We start from the raw sequence: 20,609 nt of genomic DNA, 5'->3' as shown, positions 1-20,609 counted from the left end.
GAATAGATGTTGAAAGAAGGGTATGATAATATGTCTGAAAAAATTAAGTTATTAGTTGTAGATGATGAAGACCGTATTCGTCGTTTGTTGAAAATGTATTTAGAAAGAGAAGGTTATGATGTTGATGAAGCTGAAAATGGAGAAGTTGCTTTACAGCTTGCATTAGAAAATGAATATAATTGTATTCTTTTGGATATCATGATGCCTGAGAAGGATGGTATAGAAACAATTACAGAAATAAGAGAGCATAAAGAAACGCCGATAATTTTGTTAACAGCAAAAGGGGAAGAGGTAAATCGAGTAGAAGGATTTGAGCTTGGGGCAGATGATTATATCGTAAAACCTTTTAGTCCAAGAGAAGTTGTTTTGAGAATAAAAGCAATTTTAAAACGTTCTTCTGCATTTTCTCCTACTCATGGTGCTTCTCTATCAAAAGATATTGTCGTATTTCCACATTTGACTATCGATCATGATGCTCACCGCGTTACTGCCGATGGAGTGGAAGTTAGTTTGACACCTAAGGAATATGAATTGCTATACTTTTTAGCGAAGGCTCCAGATAAAGTATTTGATCGCGAACAATTGTTAAAAGAAGTTTGGCATTATGACTTCTTCGGTGATTTAAGAACCGTAGATACACATGTTAAACGTTTAAGAGAAAAACTTAATAGAGTTTCTGAAAAATCTGCGAAAATGATTGTTACGGTTTGGGGTGTAGGCTACAAATTTGAGATTATCAATGAATAGAATTTGGAATAGTGTTGTCGGGAAGCTATGGGGAACCATATTGCTTCTCGTCTTATTTGTGTTGTTTATTGTCACGGTTTTAATGCTAGAATTCCTAGAAGATTTTCACAGTCAACAAGCAGAAGAGTCGTTAAGACAAGAAGCGAGGACGATTGGGAAAATAGTAGAACAATATTCGAATGTAGAAGATTCTTTTAAAATCATTCAAGATATCCTTGGAGATGAAACAAATGCACTTATAGTGAAAAATTCAGACTCTATTTATTTGTCCGTTCAAGATGGATTAAATGGTGATGTAATTGAGGAACAAATATTAAACGATAGCGAGCTTACAAAAGTATATCAATCAAATGATCCGATCATAAAAAAAATGCTCATGCCATCAATGAAAAATGAAAATCAAATGGAATCCTATATTATACTTGCTTCTCCTTTAGAATCAGATAAGGAAGTCCATGGGGCAGTTTATATTTATCAAAGCTTAGAGGTAATTAGTAATACAACTAATCAAACAACAAAAATTGTCTACTTATCAGGAATAATTGCATTATTACTTACAACCATGTTTACATTTTTCTTAACTTCGCGAATTACTTCTCCACTACGATCAATGAGAGAAGCTGCACTGGAAATTGCAAAAGGAAATTTTGATACTAAGGTACCATATACGCAAAGGGATGAAATCGGTGAGTTAGGTTCTGCATTTAATCGTATGGGAAGACAACTTAAACATCATGTCGAAGTAATTAACCAAGAAAAAGAACAACTGTCCAATATATTAACGTCTATGACGGATGTGGTAATCACTTTTAATAAAGATTTCACTGTATTAGTTAGTAATCCACAAGCGGATAAGTTATTTCAAAAATGGTATGCAAATAATGTCGACAAAAATTCTAAGCATTTACCGCCGGAGTTATATCAAATGCTTGAGCATGTATTCGATGAAGAAGAGGAATTAAAAGTAGAATTAGATATCCAAGGTATGTATGTTTCTGTTTCTATTACACTTTTATATAGTAAAAATTCGGTCAGAGGAGCAGTCGTTGTGCTTCGAGATATGACAGAACAACATCGTTTAGATAAAATGCGTTCAGATTTCATTGCAAATGTATCGCATGAACTGAGAACGCCAATTTCTATGCTCCAAGGTTATAGTGAAGCGATCATAGATGATGTAGTAACAACGGAAGAAGATAGAATTGAAATGATCCGCATCATTTATGATGAATCAAAACGTATGGGAAGATTAGTAACTGAACTTTTAGACTTAGCAAGACTTGAGTCAGGTTATTTAAGCATTCATAAAGGGGAAGTTGCTGTAATTCCAACATTTGAACGGATTACACTAAAGTTTGATCAAATTGCAAAAGAAAAAAATATTAACTTGCACTTCGAACATACGCTTCAAGAACCATTTAATCTTGAGCTAGATGAAGATCGAATAGAGCAAGTGCTTACTAACTTAATAGATAATGCTTTAAGGCATACTTTAGAAGAAGGAACTGTATTAGTTCGACTTACAAAAAGCATCCAAGAGTTAATTGTAGAGGTGTCTGACACAGGTCATGGAATTCCTAAAGAGGATTTACAATATGTATTCGAACGTTTTTACAAAGCAGATAAAGCAAGAACTAGAGGGAAAAGTGGAACAGGATTAGGGCTCGCGATTGCTAAAAATATTGTCGAAAGACATGATGGAAAGATTGTAGTAGATAGTGAAGTGGGAGTAGGTACCACGTTTACTATTCATTTACCAATGAATAAGTGAAACAAAAACTGTTTATGAACGACTAATCTAAAGAACGGGGGGAGCATATGAATGACTCCGTTTTCCACCGCTTGTATGATAGTTATCATCAAGATGTTTTTCAATTTCTGATCTATTTAGTTAGAAATAGGCAAACTGCGGAAGACTTGGTCCAAGAAGTGTATGTTCGTGTTATTAGAGCTTACAGCAAGTTTGAAGGGAAGAGCTCAGAAAAAACATGGTTGTTCTCGATTGCAAAAAATGTTGCAATTGATCACTTCCGTAAACAAACAGTACGAAAAAAAAGATTATTTGAATCCTTTGATTGGGAAACAATGCAATTAGCCACTTCTGATATGCTTCCTGAAGATATTATCCTGTTAAATGATGAAATGAAAGCTTTATTAGTGGAATTAGATCATTGCACCGGAGATCAAAAAGTGGTTATTATTATGCGTTATTTTCAAGAATTTTCTATTGCAGAAACTGCAGAGGTATTAAAGTGGACAGAAGGAAAAGTGAAAACAACACAACATCGTGCGATAAAAGCACTTCGGCAGCGACTATCTGCGAAAGAGAAGGAGGGTAAAGTTCATCATGAGTGAAAGAAATAACGATGACTACGAAATAGAAGAGCTTCTAACTCGTATGCCCAAATTTACAGATGATCGACCGAAAGAAGAAGTGTACAATAGTGTGAAAATGAAAATTGACTCTCGACACACATCAGATAAAAGAAAATTATTTGGTTCCCCTTTGTCGAAATGGACACCATATTTCGTGTCGATTGCATCTATACTACTGCTTATATTTCTTGTGACATCTATGGAAAGTGATAGTAATAATACAGGATCTGTTAGTGAAGAAAGTAATTTGATGAAAATGGTGGAAGAGGAAAGTAGTGAAGCACAAGAATCTACAAATTCGAATAATATGTCAGAAACTATAAGTGTAGCTGAGCCAATTATTGAATTATTACCTTTAAATAAAATTACCTCTGTTTATGAGGAAAATATCGACGGAGGTGCAGTATTTTATTTTTCTTTTTTAGAAAATGCACTTTCGGTTCCAGTTACTATTATTATACCGATTGCTCAGCTAGAAGCTGACTTTCCGAATGGAACACCGAATAGTCTAGAAATGTATGAGAAATATGCAGCACGTATTGATGAGGAAGGTTTAGGGTTTACTGAATATCATCCCTATAAGGGATACTTTACTGCAGATGAGGAGACATTAACTCATTATTTATCAATGGGGCATGGATATGATACAGCTTCAGGTACTTCAGCACCCTATTTCGGATCTATCAATGAAATTTTTATTGATTTTGATTCATTAACTATTGTAAATGAGGATGGATCAGCAATCGATTGGGATCAAGTGGGACCTTTAAATGATCAAATCGTCTTAGATAAAAATCAAGGTCAGTTTAATTACTATAATTACCTTGCTTTCAATGGGGAAACTTATCTAACACCTAATTTTCGAGAAAAGTATAATTCGCTTTCAGAAGCGTTAGTAGCTATGAAACAGGTAGAAAATGATATTTATACCTCAGTTATTCCGGAAGAAGTGACATACACTTATAAAATAGAAGAAGGTATTAATGTAGTTGAATTTGACGAACCTCTTGATTTAGAATCACTAGATCCGTTTGAAGCAACACGATTAATTGAAGCATTTTCTCTCACTGCAGCAAACTTTGGTGCAGAAATTAAATTACAAAACATTGTGCAATCTGAATGGGATATATTTGATTTTGCAAAAGTGTTACCAGTTCCGCTTGGACCAAATGGATTTATCATGACTATAAATGAATAGTTGCAATGAACGTTATCTAGGAGTGAATAAGCAACAATAGTAACAGAAACACAAAAAAAGCGAGGGGATAAGTGATGCATTCACTTATCCCCTCGCTTTTTTTGTAGCGTTTGTTTCGTCCAAGGTGAACTGATCCTGTCCAAGAGAATACTAGTGCAATTTTACTTCTCTAATTTTTAATACAGAAGTATTGCAATTCTATTTCTTTTTTGTTAGTATAATATAAATCCTAGTTAACTTACTAGGATTAACAAAATATTGATTCATCTTCGGGGCAGGGTGTAATTCCCGACCGGCGGTAGTAGAATTTATTCTTAAGCCCGCGAGCCGTAAAGGTTGATTTGGTTAAATTCCAAAGCCGACAGTAAAGTCTGGATGGGAGAAGGTGAAGGTACAGTCGTTTTTCGTATACTCATGGAACGATACGCCTATTTAGTGTACCTTTTTCTCCTTTAAGCTAATAATCGCTTAAGGGATATTTGAGTTACAAAACGTTCTGAACTTTTCTTCTTGTGGAGTGAATCGCAAAAGGAGAGAGGAATATGTTAAATCGTAAAACGCGTGTGCTTATTGCTATCGCAATGTTAAGTAGTTTGTCATTTATATTAATGTTACTAGCTTTTCCGTTACCAGTATTACCAGCTTATTTGAAAGTGGATTTTAGTGATATACCAGCACTTATTGCTGCAATCACAATGGGACCAGTTGCAGGTATTCTTGTTGCTTTCCTAAAAAATGTATTAGATTGGTTCTTCGCAGGAAGTCCAACTGGTGTTCCTGTCGGGCATATGGCAAATTTTGTTACCAGTATTTTATTCATGACTCCAGTATATATTATTTATAAAAAAGTTTCGTCATCTAAAGGGATGGCATTTGGTTTAGGAGTAGGTACAATTTCAATGGCAATTGGAATGAGTATATTAAACTATTATGTATTTTTACCAATGTACGCATACTTCTTAAATTTCCCAATGGAGACGGGAACTGCATTAGTAAATACAATTATTTATGGTATATTACCATTTAATGTAATAAAAGGAGTTTTAGTTACTGTCGTAATGATCGTTTTATTCAAACGAATGAAACCGTTCCTTGATAAAGTAACTGCTACTTTTAGAATTCCAAAATTAAACTAAATCGTTTCTATACAATATACCAAGCCGAGAAAAATGAACTTTTTTCTTGGCTTGTTTTTTTATAAAATAATTTTGTTCACAATTTAGAAAGCGCTTTCGTAAATATTAATTTACGTATTGAAATTAAATGTGTTGTACTATATATTAATAGTATGACACATTAAAGTGTATGAAAATATTACCAAATGCACGATAAGATTGGATGTGATTTTAATTATTGAGAAAAGAGAAACTGTTTATGTCGTCTCTGATTCTGTAGGAGAAACAGCTGCACTTGTAGTGAAAGCGGTTGCAACTCAATTTAATGGGGATATTTTAACGATTGAGCACCAATCTTATGTAGAAGACTTTAATGATATTGAGGAAGTGTTGCAGTTAGCAGCAAAGCATCCAACTATTATTGCGTATACGATCGTAGTGCCGTTACTAAAGGAATACCTGGACAGACGCGCAAAGGAAGAAGGAATTGTTGCGGTAGATTTACTAAATCCTCTCATGGATGCATTTATGAAAACATTTAATAAGGAACCAAATCATCAACCAAAACTGATGAGACAATTAGATAAAGAATATTTCCGAAAAATAGAAGCTGTTGAATTTGCTGTAAAGTATGATGATGGTCGTGATCCAAATGGAATCTTACGTGCTGACATTGTATTAGTTGGTATTTCAAGAACATCAAAGACTCCCCTTTCCATGTATTTAGCTCATAAAGGATTTAAGGTAGCGAATGTTCCATTAGTGCCTGAAGTCCCATTACCTGAGGAAGTATATAAAATACCAAGAAATAATTGTGTTGGTCTAATTATTTCTCCAGAAAAATTAAATAAAATACGGCAAGAACGATTAAAAAGTTTGGGGTTAACCTCTGATGCAAATTACGCAAGTTTTGAGAGAATTCTCAATGAGCTTTCTTACGCAGAGAAAATTATGAAACGAATCGGTTGTCCAATTATTAATGTTTCTGATAAAGCAATAGAAGAAACTGCGGATCAAATATTAGAAGTATTAAAAAAAGAGAGGAGTTCATTATGAAAAAATTCGTTTATTTGTTTGATGAAGGAAATAGTAGCATGAAAAATTTACTTGGAGGTAAAGGCGCAAACTTAGCTGAGATGAAAAAAATCGGGCTGCCAGTACCTTTTGGTTTTACTATTTCGACGGAAGCGTGTAATACATATTATGATGATAATAAAGTAATTTCCGATAAAATACGGGACCAAATTTCTAGTGCTTTGGTAAAGCTTGAAGAAGAGACTGGAAAGCGTCTCGGAGATGCTAGTAATCCACTTTTAGTTTCTGTGCGTTCAGGGGCTGTATTTTCAATGCCTGGAATGATGGATACTGTATTGAACTTAGGTATGAATGACGAAACTGTAGCAGGAATGGCTTCTTTAACAAATAATGCACGTTTTGCATACGATTCTTATCGTCGATTTATCCAAATGTTCTCCAATGTGGTTTTAGATGTTGATGTATTTTACTTTGAACAATTATTAGAAGAATATAGAGAGAATAAGGGGTATTTAACGGATCCCGAACTATCTGCTAGAGATTGGCAGGAAGTAATTATAGGCTACAAAGAAATCGTAAAAAAACGAACAAAAAATGATTTCCCTCAAGATCCAAAACAACAATTGTTTCTTTCTATTCAATCAGTTTTTGAGTCTTGGAATAATCAGCGTGCCATTGTTTATCGCCGAATCAATAAAATACCAGATCATCTCGGAACTGCTGTTAATATACAAAGTATGGTATTTGGTAATATGGGAGATGACTCAGGTACTGGAGTTGCATTCACGCGTAACCCATCTACTGGTGAACATTTACTTTACGGAGAATATTTAATAAATGCACAAGGAGAAGATGTGGTTGCGGGGATTAGAACTCCTCAACCAATTCAATCGCTACAAAACGAAATGCCAGATGTTTACAAAGAGTTCACGAAAATCTGTCAGCAACTGGAACAACATTATCAAGACATGCAGGATATTGAATTTACGGTTGAACGTGGCAAGCTTTATATTCTGCAAACTCGTAATGGTAAAAGAACGGCACAAGCAGCTATTCGAGTAGCTGTTGAAATGGTAAAAGAAGGAATTATCGACAAAAAAGAAGCGCTACTTCGCGTGGATCCAGATCAACTTGATCAATTACTTCACCGTAGAATTGATGAGAAATTTGCGAGAAAACAAGTGGCAAAAGGACTACCTGCATCACCTGGAGCAGCAACAGGGCAAGTCGTGTTTGATGCAGATGAAGCAGAGCTTTTAGGCAGTGAGGGGAAAAAAGTAATTCTTGTTCGAACAGAAACGACACCTGATGATATCCATGGAATGGTAGGTGCACAAGCGATAGTCACAAGCCGTGGTGGAATGACTAGTCATGCAGCTGTTGTGGCAAGAGGAATGGGTAAACCGTGTATTTGTGGATGTGAAGCGTTAAAAATTGATTTGGTTGCTATGCAATTTAGTGTAGGAGATACGATTGTCAAACATGGCGACATTATTACGGTGGATGGTGCTACTGGAGAAATAATGCTTGGTGAAATTCCGATGATAGATCCTGAACTTTCAGATGAGTTTCAATTGTTATTAAACTGGGCTGATGAGGAAAGAGCACTTGGAGTCCGTACAAATGCTGATACACCAGAAGATGCCAAAAAAGCATTTGAATTTGGTGCAGACGGAGTAGGTTTATGTCGTACAGAACATATGTTTATGGATCCTGCTAGACTTCCAATCGTTCAAGAAATGATTTTATCTGAAACATTTGATGAACGTAAAAATGCTTTAGATCGTTTATTACCAATTCAACAAAAAGATTTTGAAGGGATTTTTGAAGCTATGCAAGGAAAGCCAGTTACTATTCGGTTATTAGATCCTCCTTTGCATGAGTTTTTACCTAATAAAGAAGAGCTACTTATTGATGTAACAAAGCTTCAAATAAGCAATTCTGATTCACAAGAATTAAAAGATAAAGAAAAGATTTTAAAGAAAGTACGTCAGTTGGAAGAAATCAATCCAATGCTAGGGCTTCGTGGATGCCGTTTAGGAATTATGTTCCCAGAAATCTATGAAATGCAGGCGAAAGCTATATTTTATGCGATAGCTGACTTAGCGAAAAAGGGTATTCAAACAACTTCTGAAATTATGATTCCACTTGTCGGTCATGTGAACGAGTTAAAGGTAATGCGTCAACTTGTTATCGACGCAGGTGTTCAAGTTCAAAATGAAACGGGATTAACATTTGAATATTTAATTGGAACAATGATTGAAATTCCGCGTGCAGCCTTAACTGCTGATAAAATTGCACAAGAAGCAGATTTCTTCTCATTCGGAACAAACGATTTAACGCAGACGACTTTTGGATATAGTCGTGATGATGCAGAAGGAAAGTTTTTACAATCTTATATTGATAAAAAAGTACTTACTGAAAACCCTTTCGCCGTATTGGATCAAGAAGGTGTTGGAAAGTTAATTGAAACTGGTGTAAAACTTGGTCGCCAAACAAAACCACAGCTTAAAACAGGTATTTGTGGCGAGCATGGTGGAGAAAAGAGTTCAATCGAGTTCTGTTACAATGCTGGTCTAGACTATGTCAGCTGTTCACCTTACCGTGTACCGTTAGCACGTTTAGCCGCTGCGCAAGCAACTATTCGAAAAGAACAGGGAATAACTGAATAAATAAAAAAGAGTTACCTTCTAAGTCAAGAAATATCGACTTAGAAAGGTAACCCTTTTTTCTAACTGCTATAAAAAACTACATCTTAAAAAATGTCAGAAAAGTTATGTACAATTTAAGATGCGTAATAGTGATTCTACTCGTATTTCAGAGCGTCACCATCAAAAGATTCTTCCGCTACTTTAATAGAATCAGTAGGACAACCTTCAAAAGCATCTTCCATATCTTCTAGAATTTCTTCTGGAACTTCAGTAGTACCCGTGTTATTATCTAGAATAACAAATGCAATTCCTTCATCGTCATAATCGTAAATGTCTGGTGCCGCTGCGCCACATGCCCCACAAGCGATACATGTATCTTGATCAACAATCGTAAATTTAGCCATTATATGTTCTCTCCTTTATATCTACTTAATCAAATAAGCTCTCTTAATCATTCTAATGATGTTTTGACGACATTTCAACAAAAATACTTTTTCATTGTGAGGTCTCTCAATTGTATTTTCATCAAATATTACTATTTATTATACATAAGTTTAATGGAGAAAGGTCGCAAACCGCATCTTATTATTTGTTGAAAGGGAAAAAGTCAGGTCAAACAATACAAGATGTAACCTACTTTCAGTTACATTCTTTTTTTTCACTATTTCCTAAATTATCAAAAGAATCATACGATGAAGCGATAAAAATATTACGACAAAATGAATATGTACAAATTGAGAACGCTTATATTAGCTTGACTGAAAAAGGTTTTCAGCAAGTAAAAAACATGGAAAAACCTGGATTTAACGGTTGGTTATATAGAGGAAATGAACAAATATTTTGGAAAAGGGTTGAATTGATCGTTCAAACATTATCGCAATTTAAATTCCAACAAAAAAAATTCATTCCCAATCAAAAAGATATAGAAATTCAGCACTTTGTAAAAAAATATTTTCAAAAGCGAGATTTTCAGTCATTACAATTTTATACATCGTTTAAACTACAACTGTTTCAGTTACTTGAGAGTGCTAATTTAGAAAAATTTCAAAAAGAACTATTTGTGTATAGATTAAGTGGCTATAAAAAAAGCGGGTTGACTTGGGATCAGTTAACTAATTATTATTCAAAGACTGAATTAGATTTGAAATTTGCTTTCATAGAATGTTTACATATATTAATAGATGCAATTTCAAAAGAACAACACCCAGATCTGTTTGATGTATTGGATGGAATAGAGGTTGAGGTACCGTTAACTGAATCTGCAGTTAAAACAAATAATTTATTCTCTAAAGGGTATTCTATCGAAGAGGTTGCGGAAATGCGTTTTCTAAAAAAGAATACAATTGAGGACCATGTCATTGAAATCGTATCTGCAGATCCAGATTTTCCAGTAGAACCATTTATCTCAAACGAGCAAATAGAAAAAGTTCTTGAAATTGCAGATAAATATAAAAGTAAAAAGTTAAAATTGATTCGAGAATATGTGCCTGACCTTAGTTACTTTCAGATTCGTCTTGCATTAACGAAAGGAGAAGAAGTGAATGGATAAACTTACAGAAGTACTTCAATCTAAGTTTGGATACACATCTTTTCGTGAAGGCCAAAAAGAAATAGTAGAACAAATATTAGCTGGTAGAGATGTAGTTGCAGTATTACCAACTGGTATGGGTAAATCTTTGCTTTTTCAATTGCCCGCGTATTTATTAACGGGATCTGTGCTTATTGTATCCCCTCTCTTATCACTCATGCAGGATCAGGTAGAGCAACTTAAAATGATTGGTGAGAAACGTGTAGTAGCGGTCAATTCTTTTTTGACTTTTGCACAAAAAGAAAATGTTTTCCAAAACTTAGGGGCATATAAGTTTATTTTCACTTCACCTGAGATGCTTCAAAATAATCGTTTTAATAAAATCCTCGCAAGCATAGATATAGCTTATATTGTGGCTGATGAAGCCCATTGTATTTCGCAATGGGGATTCGATTTTAGACCAGACTATTTAAGGATTTCCAAATGGTTACAATCAAATCCGCATTCAAATGTCGTGGCTCTCACAGCTACTGCAACAAAAAAAGTAGTGGAAGATATAGAGAAAACTTTATGTATGCAAAAACCGTTCTCGTATATTCACTCAGTCGATAGACCGGTAATTGCATATGAGGTGAAAGAAGTAGAAACACAACAAGAAAAAAAGGATTGGGTTATTCAAAGAATTATTTCAACTAGTGGTCCAGGCATCTTGTATACACAATCTAGAAAGAAAAGTGAAATGTATGCGGAAGAGCTTAAAAAAAGAGGAGTGAAGGTTTCTTATTATCACGCCAAAATGGACCAAGAAGATCGAATTTTAGTGCAACAACAGTTTCAACAAGGTCACTTAGAATGGATATGTGCAACGAATGCATTTGGAATGGGTATACATAAGGATAATATAAAGCAGATTATACATGATCACATTCCTACTTCCATCGCTAGTTATATGCAAGAAGTTGGAAGAGCAGGTAGAAACGGTGAACAATCCATCGCATCCTTAATTTATTGTGCAAGAGATGTTGAGCAAGCTTTTTTTATTTCAATAAAAGATTTCCCAGAAGAAATCGATATAAAATATTATTTCCAAAATGATGAGAAGATAATTCAACTTCCTGAAACAACTACTCGAACTTTAAAGTATTGGAAAGAAGAATTATCAGAGAAAGAAACAATTGAATTATTTTCTTCAATCAAACAAGCTAAATGGCTCGAGATTCAAAAGTTATATGATCTTTTTCAGAATGATCAATGTGTCAGAAAGCAATTACTTCATTATTTTGGAGAAGAGTTGATTACTCGACCCAATAACTGTTGTACAGTATGTTCTTTAAATCCAACAGAAATTCTTTATTCACGCGAACCGACTGTATTTAAAAAGGATATATTGAATTGGAATGATAGACTAAATGAACTGCTTCCGTTGTAACTCTTTAAGAAGTTTACTTTTCCAACAAAATTCGGCATAATAGAAATAGAAATGATGGAATGATTGGAGTTTGAACAATATGAATCAAGATGAGTATCAAAAAAAGTTTGACGAACATCGACAATCAATTGGAGCAGAAGAAGATTCTTTAGGGCTAAGAAGTAGTAGAAGAGCAAAGTCAACTAAACCACAGAAGAAAAAACGTAAAAATGTGTTAGCACCGACTTTATTTTTTGTTTTTATATTGATTCCAGTATGTATTTTAATATATGTTCAATTCTTTTCTTCTCCTGGAGTAGAAGAAGCAGAGCAAGTTGATCAAGAAATTATTCAAGTGGAGACAAAGCCGATATCAAATTCGAATGATGAAGAAAAAGAAATTCCTAAAGTGGCAGAGGAAGAACCAGCTAAAAGCGAAGTAGAAGAAATAACAGAAAAAGAACCAGCAGTGGTGAAACCGGAAGAAAAAGTTGCTGAAGTACCCAAAGTAGAACCCAAAGTAGAGCCCAAAGTAGAACCCAAAGTAGTACCAAAACCAGCACCAGCACCAAAACCAGAAGTTGTTCAAAAGAAAACGCATAAAGTAAAATCTGGAGAAAATTTGTATCGAATTGCAATAAACTACTATAATGACCCAGCAGCTGTAGACAAAATAAGAGCAGCAAATGGATTATCATCGAATGAAATATCTGTTGGGCAAACACTGACGCTTCCATAATAAACAAGGTCTTTTGTTGCCAATTACAAATAAATTCGTATAACATTATAGAAGTTGAGGTACTGGACAGGTGGAATTTATTTCCCTGTCCTTTTGTCTGTTTTAACTTCATTCAGCCAGTTTTTTTTCGATGAGCTTGAGCAAATACGCCAAGCCATTTTTGATAAGGAGGCATTATTATTGAAATTAACAATAGCTAGCTTATTTATGTTCTTTTTTAGTCTTGCTTGTTATATGCTGCATTTAGCATTTCAAGTAAATATAAAAAATCATTCGCTTCAAATAAAAGAAATGCAAAATGGTGAAAAACTGCGTGTGTTTTTTATTTCTGATATTCATAGAAGAAAGATACCTGATACATTAATAAAAGCACTGATTGGAAAAGTAGACATCGTTATAATTGGTGGTGATTTAACCGAGAAAGGTGTGCCACTTAAACGAACTAAGCATAATATTTTGCTTTTAAATAAACTTGGAACAGTATTTTTTGTGTATGGCAACAATGATCGTGAAGTAGATGTACAGAAGTTCGATTCAATTCTTTTAGAAACGGGTGTTACTATACTTAAAAATGATTCTGCGAGGATTCAAACAGGAAATTCCATAATACGACTTATTGGAATAGACGATGGTTTTAGTGGTAGGGTTAAAATAGAAGAAGCATTCCAAAAAGTAAAGGATCATGATATTATTATTTTTGTTTCACATGCTCCAGCTTTTTTTAAGCATGCAAAAAAAATTGCTATTCCTCATTTATTATTAGCTGGGCATCTTCATGGTGGTCAAATAAGGCTTGGTCCATTTGGTTTATATGAAAATGGGGAATTTATTGAAAAAGTAAACAGTGCAGAATTGGTTAGTAATGGATTTGGAACGACAGGAGTTCCTCTCCGTTTAGGTGCAAAATCTGAATGTCATATAATTACTCTACATGGTTAATAAGGATACAGAAAGGAAGTCTTACAGTTGGAGAAGGTAGATGTTATTATTGTTGGCGGCGGCCCATGTGGGTTAGCTGCTGCAATAGCTATAAAAGAAATAGGATTATCTAGTTTGGTCATCGAAAAAGGTAATATTACAGAAGCAATTTATAACTACCCTACACATCAAAATTTTTTCAGTACAAGTGAAAAGTTGGGGATAGGAGACGTGCCTTTTATCGTAGAAGAAAGAAAGCCTAAAAGAAATCAAGCGCTGGTATACTACCGAGAAGTAGTTAAATTAAAAGAAATACGAGTCAATACATATGAACGAGTAACTAATATTAAAAAAGTAGAAACTGGTTTTCTAGTGAACACGTCAAAAGAAATCTATGAAGCAAGTTACGTTATTATTGCTACTGGTTATTACGACAACCCAAATTATATGGGTATTCCTGGTGAAAATTTAGTAAAAGTCCAACATTATTTTAAAGAAGGTCACCCCCTTTTCGCTCAAAATGTTGTCGTGATTGGAGGGAAAAATTCAGCAATTGATGCTGCGTTAGAGTTACATAAAGCAAGTGCGAACGTCACAGTTGTGTATAGAGGTAGCAGCTATTCCCCTAGTATCAAACCATGGGTATTACCTGAATTCGAAGGTCTAGTTCGAAATGGAAAAATTGATATGCACTTCAATACGGAAGTTCTATCGATTACTGAGGATTTTGTATATTTGAAAGGACCAGATGGAGAATTTTCAGTTGAAAATGATTTTGTTTTTGCAATGACTGGCTACCATCCAGATCGTCAATTCTTAATAAATATGGGTGTACATATGGATTCTGAGACAGGAAGACCATCGCATAATATCGAAACAATGGAAACAAATGTGGATGGTATTTTCATTGCCGGGGTAATTGCTGCTGGAAATAATGCAAATGAGATATTTATCGAAAATGGCCGTTTTCATGGCAATCAAATAGCTCAAGAAATAAAAAGAAAACAAGAATCTTGAACATGTTATGTACGATTTTTTCTGTATTACTTTGAAAGTATGTAAGCCTGAAATTTTAGCTTAAAAGAAAAAGAGTGGCGAAGAAAGTATAAGGTTTTCATCGACATGGGTCACCAAAAAATACACCCAAACCTAAAAATGCCCAAAACTCACATACGACATAATTTAAAATAAGTGCAAAAACAGGAGAAAAGCCTCGTTTGGCACTTATTTTCGGATAAGTCGTATAGCCATTTTGCTATATTTTAAAAATCATGATTAATAAAATATAGAAAATATTAAATGTGTAGAAATGAGAAGTGTCAATCTAATCACAGTACCTCGATTTCTTTCGGTTCTTTATCAAATGACGTTGGTGAAGAATTTTAGTCATCTTAAATTGATTTATTTATTTGTAACGGGACTGTCCAGAAAATCAGTACAATTGATTTTTTTAAAAGAAAGTATAAGAATTTTCTCGACTTCGAAAACAATTTGTACGATTTTTGCTAGATCGCTCTGGACAGAACTGAAGCTTACACTTTCACTTAAAAGAAAAACAGGAGCTTAAATTAGTAACGAATTCCAAACAAAGTTGATTTCCGCTCCAGGCGGACGCTTTCCGCGGGCCCGGCTTCAATCTCCTCGTCACTGCGTTCCTGCGGGGCTTTCAGCTCGTGCTGTTCCCGCTGGAGTCGCGGCCTTGCGCTCCAATCAACGAAATCCACTTTAAATAAACGGATAGTGAAATATGACAGCGTCACTTTCTAAAGCTCCTCCACTTTTAGTCATCGTGTAGAAGCTTTGGTTAAGAAGAGAGGAGCCGCATGCTTACCAAAAGAGGACGCCGAAGATGATATTTCGGCTTTCATGTCACGCCTTACTTGGATGAATGCTTCTCCATTTTTTTGAATCACTTCTAAACAGAATCTTATTTTCTTTTAGTAACTTATGTAGATAAGGAATTCTTCTATAAAAATAAGGAAGTATTATTTTATAGAAAAGCGGATGGCGCCTGAAATTGCATCTTCAGGCGCATTTTACTATGTAGAAAAGGATCTCTTCTCTTATTTCCAAAAGCATTTGCCCTTTTCTCTTAGATGTTTTAGGAGAGCGACGGACAAACAAACGTAATAGGATGACCGAAAAGGTCGGGGGCTACGTGACATAGTCACGTAGCCCCCGATCTTTTTCTCGTTTATTCTAATACAAAAAGTTTCGTCCAAAGCGAACCGACAACGTCCATGTGAAAATGGGCGCTTTAGCAGTTTTCCTAAATCTTGAATATTTCGTTCATTGCAGTAGTAGGGTTAGTAGAGTTAAGCGCTATTAGTAATGCCAGTCTTGCTTTCTGACCATTTAAACCATGAGCGAAAGTAACACCAAGTTCCTTCAAGTCTTTTCCTCCACCGACATATCCATAAACATCTTGAACTATTCCATTCAAACATCTCGACACAAGTACAATTGGAATTTCTAGTTTTAGAATTTTTTCAATTTCAGGTACAAGATTTGGTGGAACATTTCCTTGACCAAATCCTTCTAGAATGATGCCGTCATATCCAAGACTTACGGACGCTGCCAAAAGATCAGGTTCCATACCAGCATATACTTTAAATAATGCGACTCTTTTTTGGATAAGTTGAATTGGAAATACAGCTCGGTAATTAGGTGAATGATTAAAATGAACAATGGATTTAGAAATAAATCCTATAGGCCCGTGTGACGGACTCTGGAAGGTGCTAATACTACTAGTATGCGTCTTAGTAACACTTTTTGCTGTATGAATTTCATCATTAAGAACTACTAAAACTCCTTTACCTACTGCATTATCTGACACAGCTACTTTCACTGCACTTAGTAAATTATAAAGTCCATCTGATCCAATTTCGTTGGACGACCTCATCGCCCCCGTAATTACAATTGGTATAGTTATATCCATTGTTAAGTCTAGAAAATATGCCGTTTCTTCTAGTGTATCTGTTCCATGTGTAATGACAACACCATCTATTTTCTGGTGTTCCATTGTGTCAATAATTATCTCTTTCAGATTCAACATTTCTTTGGGAGTGATATGAGGAGATGGTAAATTGAATGCCTCTTTTTCAATAATCGTTGCGTATTTTTTTAATTTTTCCCCTTCATTAACTAATGGATTATTTTCATTTGGAACAACCGTACTTGATTCGGCTTGTATCTGCATGGATATCGTTCCACCGGTATGAATAAGTAATATTGTCTTCAAATAAATCCCTCCTTTTTTTACAAATAGTTGAAATAATACTGTATACTTTATATATCTAATTGGAAGGAGTACAGTGATGTTAATACTACTTTCCGTTGCAATTGCACCTGCTCTTGCTTTATTAAGTTATTTTTATTTACGGCAAGATATCTCTGAAGAGCCTTCTAGATTATTGTTACATACATTTATATATGGTGCTATATTAACTTTCCCTATTTTATTTATCCAACATGTACTTGAGGAAGAACAAGTCTTTTCGTCTATTTTTATTCATCAAGCTTTAGTTACGAGTACTTTGGAAGAGTTTTTCAAGTGGCTTGTATTAATAGTAGCCATTTATAAGCATGTTGATTTTGATGATCCTTATGATGGAATCCTATTCGGAGCTAGTGTCTCACTTGGTTTTGCGACTGTTGAAAATATTTTGTATCTATTAACTTTTGGCGTGAATGAGGCATTTTTACGTGCTTTACTTCCTGTCTCGAGTCATGCATTGTTTGGAGTCGTAATGGGGTATTATCTAGGTAGGGCCAAATTTTTGCCGATGAAAAAAGCAAGAGTTGAAATGTTTTATGCTCTATTGGCTCCTATGTTGTTGCATATAATTTATAATAGTATTTTAATTACGACTGGTTTTAAGTTGATTTTCATTGTGTTATTTATGCTTTTCTTATGGGTATTTGGGCTTTCTAAAGTGAAAAAAGCACATCTCTTATCTCGTAAAAAAAGATTAGAATATCATGAATATTATATGAAAGAAGAAATCTAGCCTAGTGCTAGATTTTTTTTGTATATTTTAGAACATCTTACTCAAGCTATAAAAAAGGAGAGATGTCATTTGAAACAGATAAAATACATCCTTATTAGCTTGGTTTTATGTATAGTCAGTTATTCATTATTAACAAAAGTAGAACCTTCGCAAGCTTTCTCAACACAAGTATTGGAGCGGGGAGGGTATGGAGATGATGTAATTGAGCTTCAAGCTAGATTACAGTATATTAGTTTTTACACAAGTGAAATTGATGGGAAATTTGGTTATTCTACGTACTGGGCTTTAAGGAATTTCCAAGAAAAGTATGGCTTGCCCATTGACGGTATGTTAGGTGAAAAAACAAAGAAAAAACTTGTTGAAGTTTCTAAATTTCACAAAGATTTCGTTCATGAGCAAATAAATAAAGGAAATAGTTTCACGCATTATGGTGGAATAGCATTAGAAAAACAAGTGAAAAACAAAAAACCAGCAACTTCTAATATGCAATTACCACCTGAATATACTGAAAAAGATTTAGATTTGATTGCAAATGCTGTTTATGGGGAAGCGAGAGGGGAGCCTTATGAGGGGCAAGTTGCAGTAGCCGCTGTTATCTTGAACCGAGTAGAACATTCTGATTTTCCTAATACTGTTGGAGAAGTAATATTTCAACCTAGAGCATTTACAGCAGTTGCTGATGGCCAAATTTGGTTAACACCAAATGAAAGAGCAAAAGAAGCAGTACTTGACGCATTAAATGGTTGGGATCCAACTGAAAATGCTATCTATTATTTTAACCCAGATACAGCAACGAGTGATTGGATTTGGTCAAGACCGCAAATCAAAAAAATCGGACAACATATTTTTTGTTCTTAAGGAGATAATATGAAAAAATTTGCATGGATAATTACTGCTGTTGCCGTCATATTTATTGTGTACCATTTTTCCGTTCAAGAAAAAAATACCCGCTTAGAAAATGCCCTAGCTGTTCAATATTCTAACCAATTAACTTCTTCATCAGAAAAATTAGTAAAGTTAAGTGAAGCTATTGACCAAACTTTAATCTTCACGGATAAAACAGCTTTAGAACAACCGTTAGATGATGTCTGGAGATTATCTTCCGATATACGAGCTTCTATTTCTGCTTTGCCATTAGAAGAAGGAACTTCAACGCAATGGATGAATTATTTAAATCGAATTGGTAATGGGGCTTCGCAAGTTAGGAATGGGAAAGTACCATTAGAAGATTGGCAAAAAAGTATGACGACCGCTCGGAGTAATTTAATAACTTTATCTAATGAGTGGGCGTTTAATACAAAAGATCAAGGGAAAAAAGACTATTTAGTGCGTACTTTTGTAAATAGAAAAGTAAACGACAAAAACGACAAAAGCTGGAAAACATTGGGAGATTCAGTGAAAGCATATACAGAAAGCGACTTTCCAATGACTGCAAGTGAGACGGATCAGCAGAAAAAGAAGGACCTAGAGCATATAAGAGATTCTGAAGTCAGTGAAAATCAAATAAAAGAAAGATTCATCAAATTCTTTCCGGCATTAAAAGATGCAACTTTGCATATTACAGAAAGCTCGAAGGATGCACCTTATCCCTTTTATCATGTGGAATTTCATAAAGGTATACGAATTGGCTATGCTGATTTCACGAAAAGAGGAGGACATCTATTATCCTATTTATTAGAAAGACCTTTTGAAGAAACGACAATAAGTGTTGAAAGAATGAAAGAAAAAGCAAAAGGCTATTTGAAAGCATTTAATTATGCAGATACTACAATTGTCGATTATAGGGAGAACAATATTGCCTGGCACATCGCAAATGCACGTGTAGATAATGAAAATGATGCATTAGTATATGCAGATGGGATACAGTTGAAAATCGCAAAAGATAATGGGGAACTATTAGGATTAAATGCGATGGAATATATTCAAGAAGAAAATATTCCCACTCAAGCAGTAGTGCCGGTAGATTATCATGAATTATTTACTAGCGATTTTGTAGTAGAAGAAGAAAAATTAGCTTACGTAGAAAATGATCAATTACAACAACGATTAGCTTTTGAGGTACTAACAAGAAATGATTCTATTGGCACATATAAAATCTATATTGATACTGAAACCCATGAGATATTACAGTCAGAAAAATTACCTTAAATAATTTCTCTTATAGAAAAGTGATGCTTTAAGTGTCATAATGTTTATATTGTGACAATTGAAGAGGTATTGAATATGACTATTAAACCTGGAACTACTTTAACGCTTGAACCAACTTTTAATGAAAAAAAAGAAAAATATCGTTGTAAAGTAGTCGATATAGACAATCATACAGTGTATATTGATTATCCATTGGATTCAAAAACGAATAAAACATTATTTTTAATCGATGGTACTCAGCTTCGTGTAACTTATGCCGAGGAGTCAAAAGCTATATTTGCATTTAATACAGAAGTACTGGGTAGAAAAAAAGGTCAAATTCCGATGATTAAGTTGTTATATCCTGGAGACTCGGAGCTTATTAAGATTCAAAGAAGAGACTTTGTTCGTGTAAACTACGCTGTGGATATATCAGTTGAGTTTGAGGATGAAAGGTTTCAATTTGTTACAGATGATATTAGTGCAGGTGGTTCAGCGATTATAATTAAAGGACCTATTAAATTTAATCAAGGGGATGAAGTTTCAGTCCTTCTTCCACTTTGCTTTAATAATGGAGACATTAAATATGTATCGACAATTGCAGAAATTGTACGGATCTGGACTCGAGGAGCTCAGACGCTAGCATCCTTAAAATTTACTGATACAGATGATTTCGATAAACAACAAATTGTCCGTTATTGTTTTGAGCGTCAATTATATTTAAGAAATAAAGGATTATAAATAATTAAAAGTCTGT

18 protein-coding genes and 1 riboswitch are annotated in these 20,609 nt (G+C 34.4%); of the genes, 16 read left to right on the top strand and 2 right to left on the bottom strand.

The genetic code is table 11. From position 1 onward, the window contains the following. Positions 1-30: 30 nt before the first annotated feature. From C7437_RS04175 to ppdK, 7 genes are all read left to right on the top strand, one after another. The gene (locus C7437_RS04175; protein ID WP_111438364.1) at positions 31-747 is read left to right on the top strand and encodes a response regulator transcription factor; all 717 of its coding nucleotides are present in this window, start codon (positions 31-33) and stop codon (positions 745-747) included. Then, positions 740-2,518, top strand: coding sequence for an ATP-binding protein (locus C7437_RS04170; RefSeq protein ID WP_111438363.1), 1,779 nt, complete (start codon positions 740-742; stop codon positions 2,516-2,518). The genes C7437_RS04175 and C7437_RS04170 overlap by 8 nt, the downstream gene beginning before the upstream one ends. Before the next feature lie 47 nt (positions 2,519-2,565). Further along, on the top strand, positions 2,566-3,102 hold the full coding sequence (sigX, locus tag C7437_RS04165) for an RNA polymerase sigma factor SigX (RefSeq protein WP_111438362.1): 537 nt from the start codon (positions 2,566-2,568) through the stop codon (positions 3,100-3,102). After that, complete coding sequence (locus C7437_RS04160; RefSeq protein WP_111438361.1) at positions 3,095-4,321, top strand: hypothetical protein; 1,227 nt, start codon at positions 3,095-3,097, stop codon at positions 4,319-4,321. Before sigX ends, C7437_RS04160 begins: the two co-directional genes overlap by 8 nt. Positions 4,322-4,582: 261 nt before the next feature. After that, positions 4,583-4,712: riboswitch (FMN riboswitch) on the top strand. Between the two features lie 151 nt (positions 4,713-4,863). Then, positions 4,864-5,457, top strand: coding sequence for an ECF transporter S component (locus C7437_RS04155; protein WP_111438360.1), 594 nt, complete (start codon positions 4,864-4,866; stop codon positions 5,455-5,457). Positions 5,458-5,673: 216 nt separating this feature from the next. Further along, positions 5,674-6,492 (top strand): pyruvate, water dikinase regulatory protein, encoded by an 819-nt coding sequence (locus C7437_RS04150; protein ID WP_111438990.1) that lies wholly within the window; start codon positions 5,674-5,676, stop codon positions 6,490-6,492. Next, positions 6,489-9,143: a pyruvate, phosphate dikinase gene (gene ppdK / locus C7437_RS04145; RefSeq protein WP_111438359.1), complete on the top strand. Its 2,655-nt coding sequence runs from the start codon at positions 6,489-6,491 to the stop codon at positions 9,141-9,143. The genes C7437_RS04150 and ppdK overlap by 4 nt, the downstream gene beginning before the upstream one ends. A 134-nt stretch (positions 9,144-9,277) precedes the next feature. On the opposite strand, the gene C7437_RS04140 is transcribed toward ppdK, so the two are convergent. After that, the gene (locus C7437_RS04140) at positions 9,278-9,526 is read right to left on the bottom strand and encodes a ferredoxin (protein ID WP_111438358.1); all 249 of its coding nucleotides are present in this window, start codon (positions 9,524-9,526) and stop codon (positions 9,278-9,280) included. A 110-nt stretch (positions 9,527-9,636) separates the two neighbouring features. Between C7437_RS04140 and C7437_RS04135 the strand changes: the two genes are divergently transcribed. The 5 genes from C7437_RS04135 to C7437_RS04115 all read left to right on the top strand — a co-directional run bounded on the left by C7437_RS04135 (position 9,637) and on the right by C7437_RS04115 (position 14,732). After that, on the top strand, positions 9,637-10,671 hold the full coding sequence (locus C7437_RS04135) for a YpbB family protein (RefSeq protein ID WP_146249611.1): 1,035 nt from the start codon (positions 9,637-9,639) through the stop codon (positions 10,669-10,671). Continuing rightward, the gene (locus C7437_RS04130; protein WP_111438356.1) at positions 10,664-12,079 is read left to right on the top strand and encodes a RecQ family ATP-dependent DNA helicase; all 1,416 of its coding nucleotides are present in this window, start codon (positions 10,664-10,666) and stop codon (positions 12,077-12,079) included. Before C7437_RS04135 ends, C7437_RS04130 begins: the two co-directional genes overlap by 8 nt. A gap of 79 nt (positions 12,080-12,158) precedes the next feature. Beyond that, a complete protein-coding gene (locus C7437_RS04125) occupies positions 12,159-12,797 on the top strand; it encodes a LysM peptidoglycan-binding domain-containing protein (RefSeq protein WP_111438355.1) in 639 nt (212 codons plus the stop codon). Positions 12,798-12,977: 180 nt separating this feature from the next. Further along, positions 12,978-13,736, top strand: coding sequence for a metallophosphoesterase (locus tag C7437_RS04120; protein WP_111438354.1), 759 nt, complete (start codon positions 12,978-12,980; stop codon positions 13,734-13,736). A 27-nt stretch (positions 13,737-13,763) separates the two neighbouring features. Beyond that, complete coding sequence (locus C7437_RS04115; RefSeq protein ID WP_111438353.1) at positions 13,764-14,732, top strand: YpdA family putative bacillithiol disulfide reductase; 969 nt, start codon at positions 13,764-13,766, stop codon at positions 14,730-14,732. A gap of 1,252 nt (positions 14,733-15,984) precedes the next feature. Here the strand turns inward: C7437_RS04115 and C7437_RS04105 are convergent. Then, positions 15,985-16,956 (bottom strand): asparaginase, encoded by a 972-nt coding sequence (locus C7437_RS04105; protein WP_111438351.1) that lies wholly within the window; start codon positions 16,954-16,956, stop codon positions 15,985-15,987. Between the two features lie 76 nt (positions 16,957-17,032). Between C7437_RS04105 and prsW the strand changes: the two genes are divergently transcribed. From prsW to C7437_RS04085, 4 genes are all read left to right on the top strand, one after another. Continuing rightward, a complete protein-coding gene (prsW, locus tag C7437_RS04100; RefSeq protein ID WP_111438350.1) occupies positions 17,033-17,725 on the top strand; it encodes a glutamic-type intramembrane protease PrsW in 693 nt (230 codons plus the stop codon). 78 nt (positions 17,726-17,803) lie between these two features. Next, positions 17,804-18,583 carry a spore cortex-lytic enzyme gene (sleB, locus tag C7437_RS04095; protein ID WP_425450555.1) on the top strand — a complete coding sequence of 260 codons (780 nt, stop codon included), beginning with the start codon at positions 17,804-17,806 and terminating at the stop codon, positions 18,581-18,583. Between the two features lie 9 nt (positions 18,584-18,592). After that, on the top strand, positions 18,593-19,873 hold the full coding sequence (locus C7437_RS04090; RefSeq protein WP_111438348.1) for a PepSY1/2 domain-containing protein: 1,281 nt from the start codon (positions 18,593-18,595) through the stop codon (positions 19,871-19,873). Positions 19,874-19,948: 75 nt separating this feature from the next. Next, positions 19,949-20,593, top strand: a complete 645-nt coding sequence (locus tag C7437_RS04085; RefSeq protein WP_111438347.1) for a flagellar brake protein — start codon at positions 19,949-19,951, stop codon at positions 20,591-20,593. The last annotated feature ends 16 nt before the right edge of the window (positions 20,594-20,609 follow it).

It is taken from the genome of Psychrobacillus insolitus, assembly GCF_003254155.1.
In the GTDB taxonomy this organism is placed as follows: Bacteria; Bacillota; Bacilli; order Bacillales_A; family Planococcaceae; genus Psychrobacillus; species Psychrobacillus insolitus.
Note: the sequence above shows the minus strand (reverse complement) of the source record. Positions and strands in the feature narration are given on the sequence as shown.

What these genes read in the sequence shown, in the direction of transcription:
- C7437_RS04140 (WP_111438358.1), bottom strand. Translation starts at nt 9,526, where the DNA reads ATGGCTAAATTTACGATTGTTGATCAAGATACATGTATCGCTTGTGGG.
- C7437_RS04175 (WP_111438364.1), top strand. Translation starts at nt 31, where the DNA reads ATGTCTGAAAAAATTAAGTTATTAGTTGTAGATGATGAAGACCGTATT.
- C7437_RS04085 (WP_111438347.1), top strand. Translation starts at nt 19,949, where the DNA reads ATGACTATTAAACCTGGAACTACTTTAACGCTTGAACCAACTTTTAAT.
- prsW (WP_111438350.1), top strand. Translation starts at nt 17,033, where the DNA reads ATGTTAATACTACTTTCCGTTGCAATTGCACCTGCTCTTGCTTTATTA.
- C7437_RS04130 (WP_111438356.1), top strand. Translation starts at nt 10,664, where the DNA reads ATGGATAAACTTACAGAAGTACTTCAATCTAAGTTTGGATACACATCT.
- C7437_RS04155 (WP_111438360.1), top strand. Translation starts at nt 4,864, where the DNA reads ATGTTAAATCGTAAAACGCGTGTGCTTATTGCTATCGCAATGTTAAGT.
- C7437_RS04170 (WP_111438363.1), top strand. Translation starts at nt 740, where the DNA reads ATGAATAGAATTTGGAATAGTGTTGTCGGGAAGCTATGGGGAACCATA.
- ppdK (WP_111438359.1), top strand. Translation starts at nt 6,489, where the DNA reads ATGAAAAAATTCGTTTATTTGTTTGATGAAGGAAATAGTAGCATGAAA.
- C7437_RS04125 (WP_111438355.1), top strand. Translation starts at nt 12,159, where the DNA reads ATGAATCAAGATGAGTATCAAAAAAAGTTTGACGAACATCGACAATCA.
- C7437_RS04160 (WP_111438361.1), top strand. Translation starts at nt 3,095, where the DNA reads ATGAGTGAAAGAAATAACGATGACTACGAAATAGAAGAGCTTCTAACT.
- sigX (WP_111438362.1), top strand. Translation starts at nt 2,566, where the DNA reads ATGAATGACTCCGTTTTCCACCGCTTGTATGATAGTTATCATCAAGAT.
- C7437_RS04090 (WP_111438348.1), top strand. Translation starts at nt 18,593, where the DNA reads ATGAAAAAATTTGCATGGATAATTACTGCTGTTGCCGTCATATTTATT.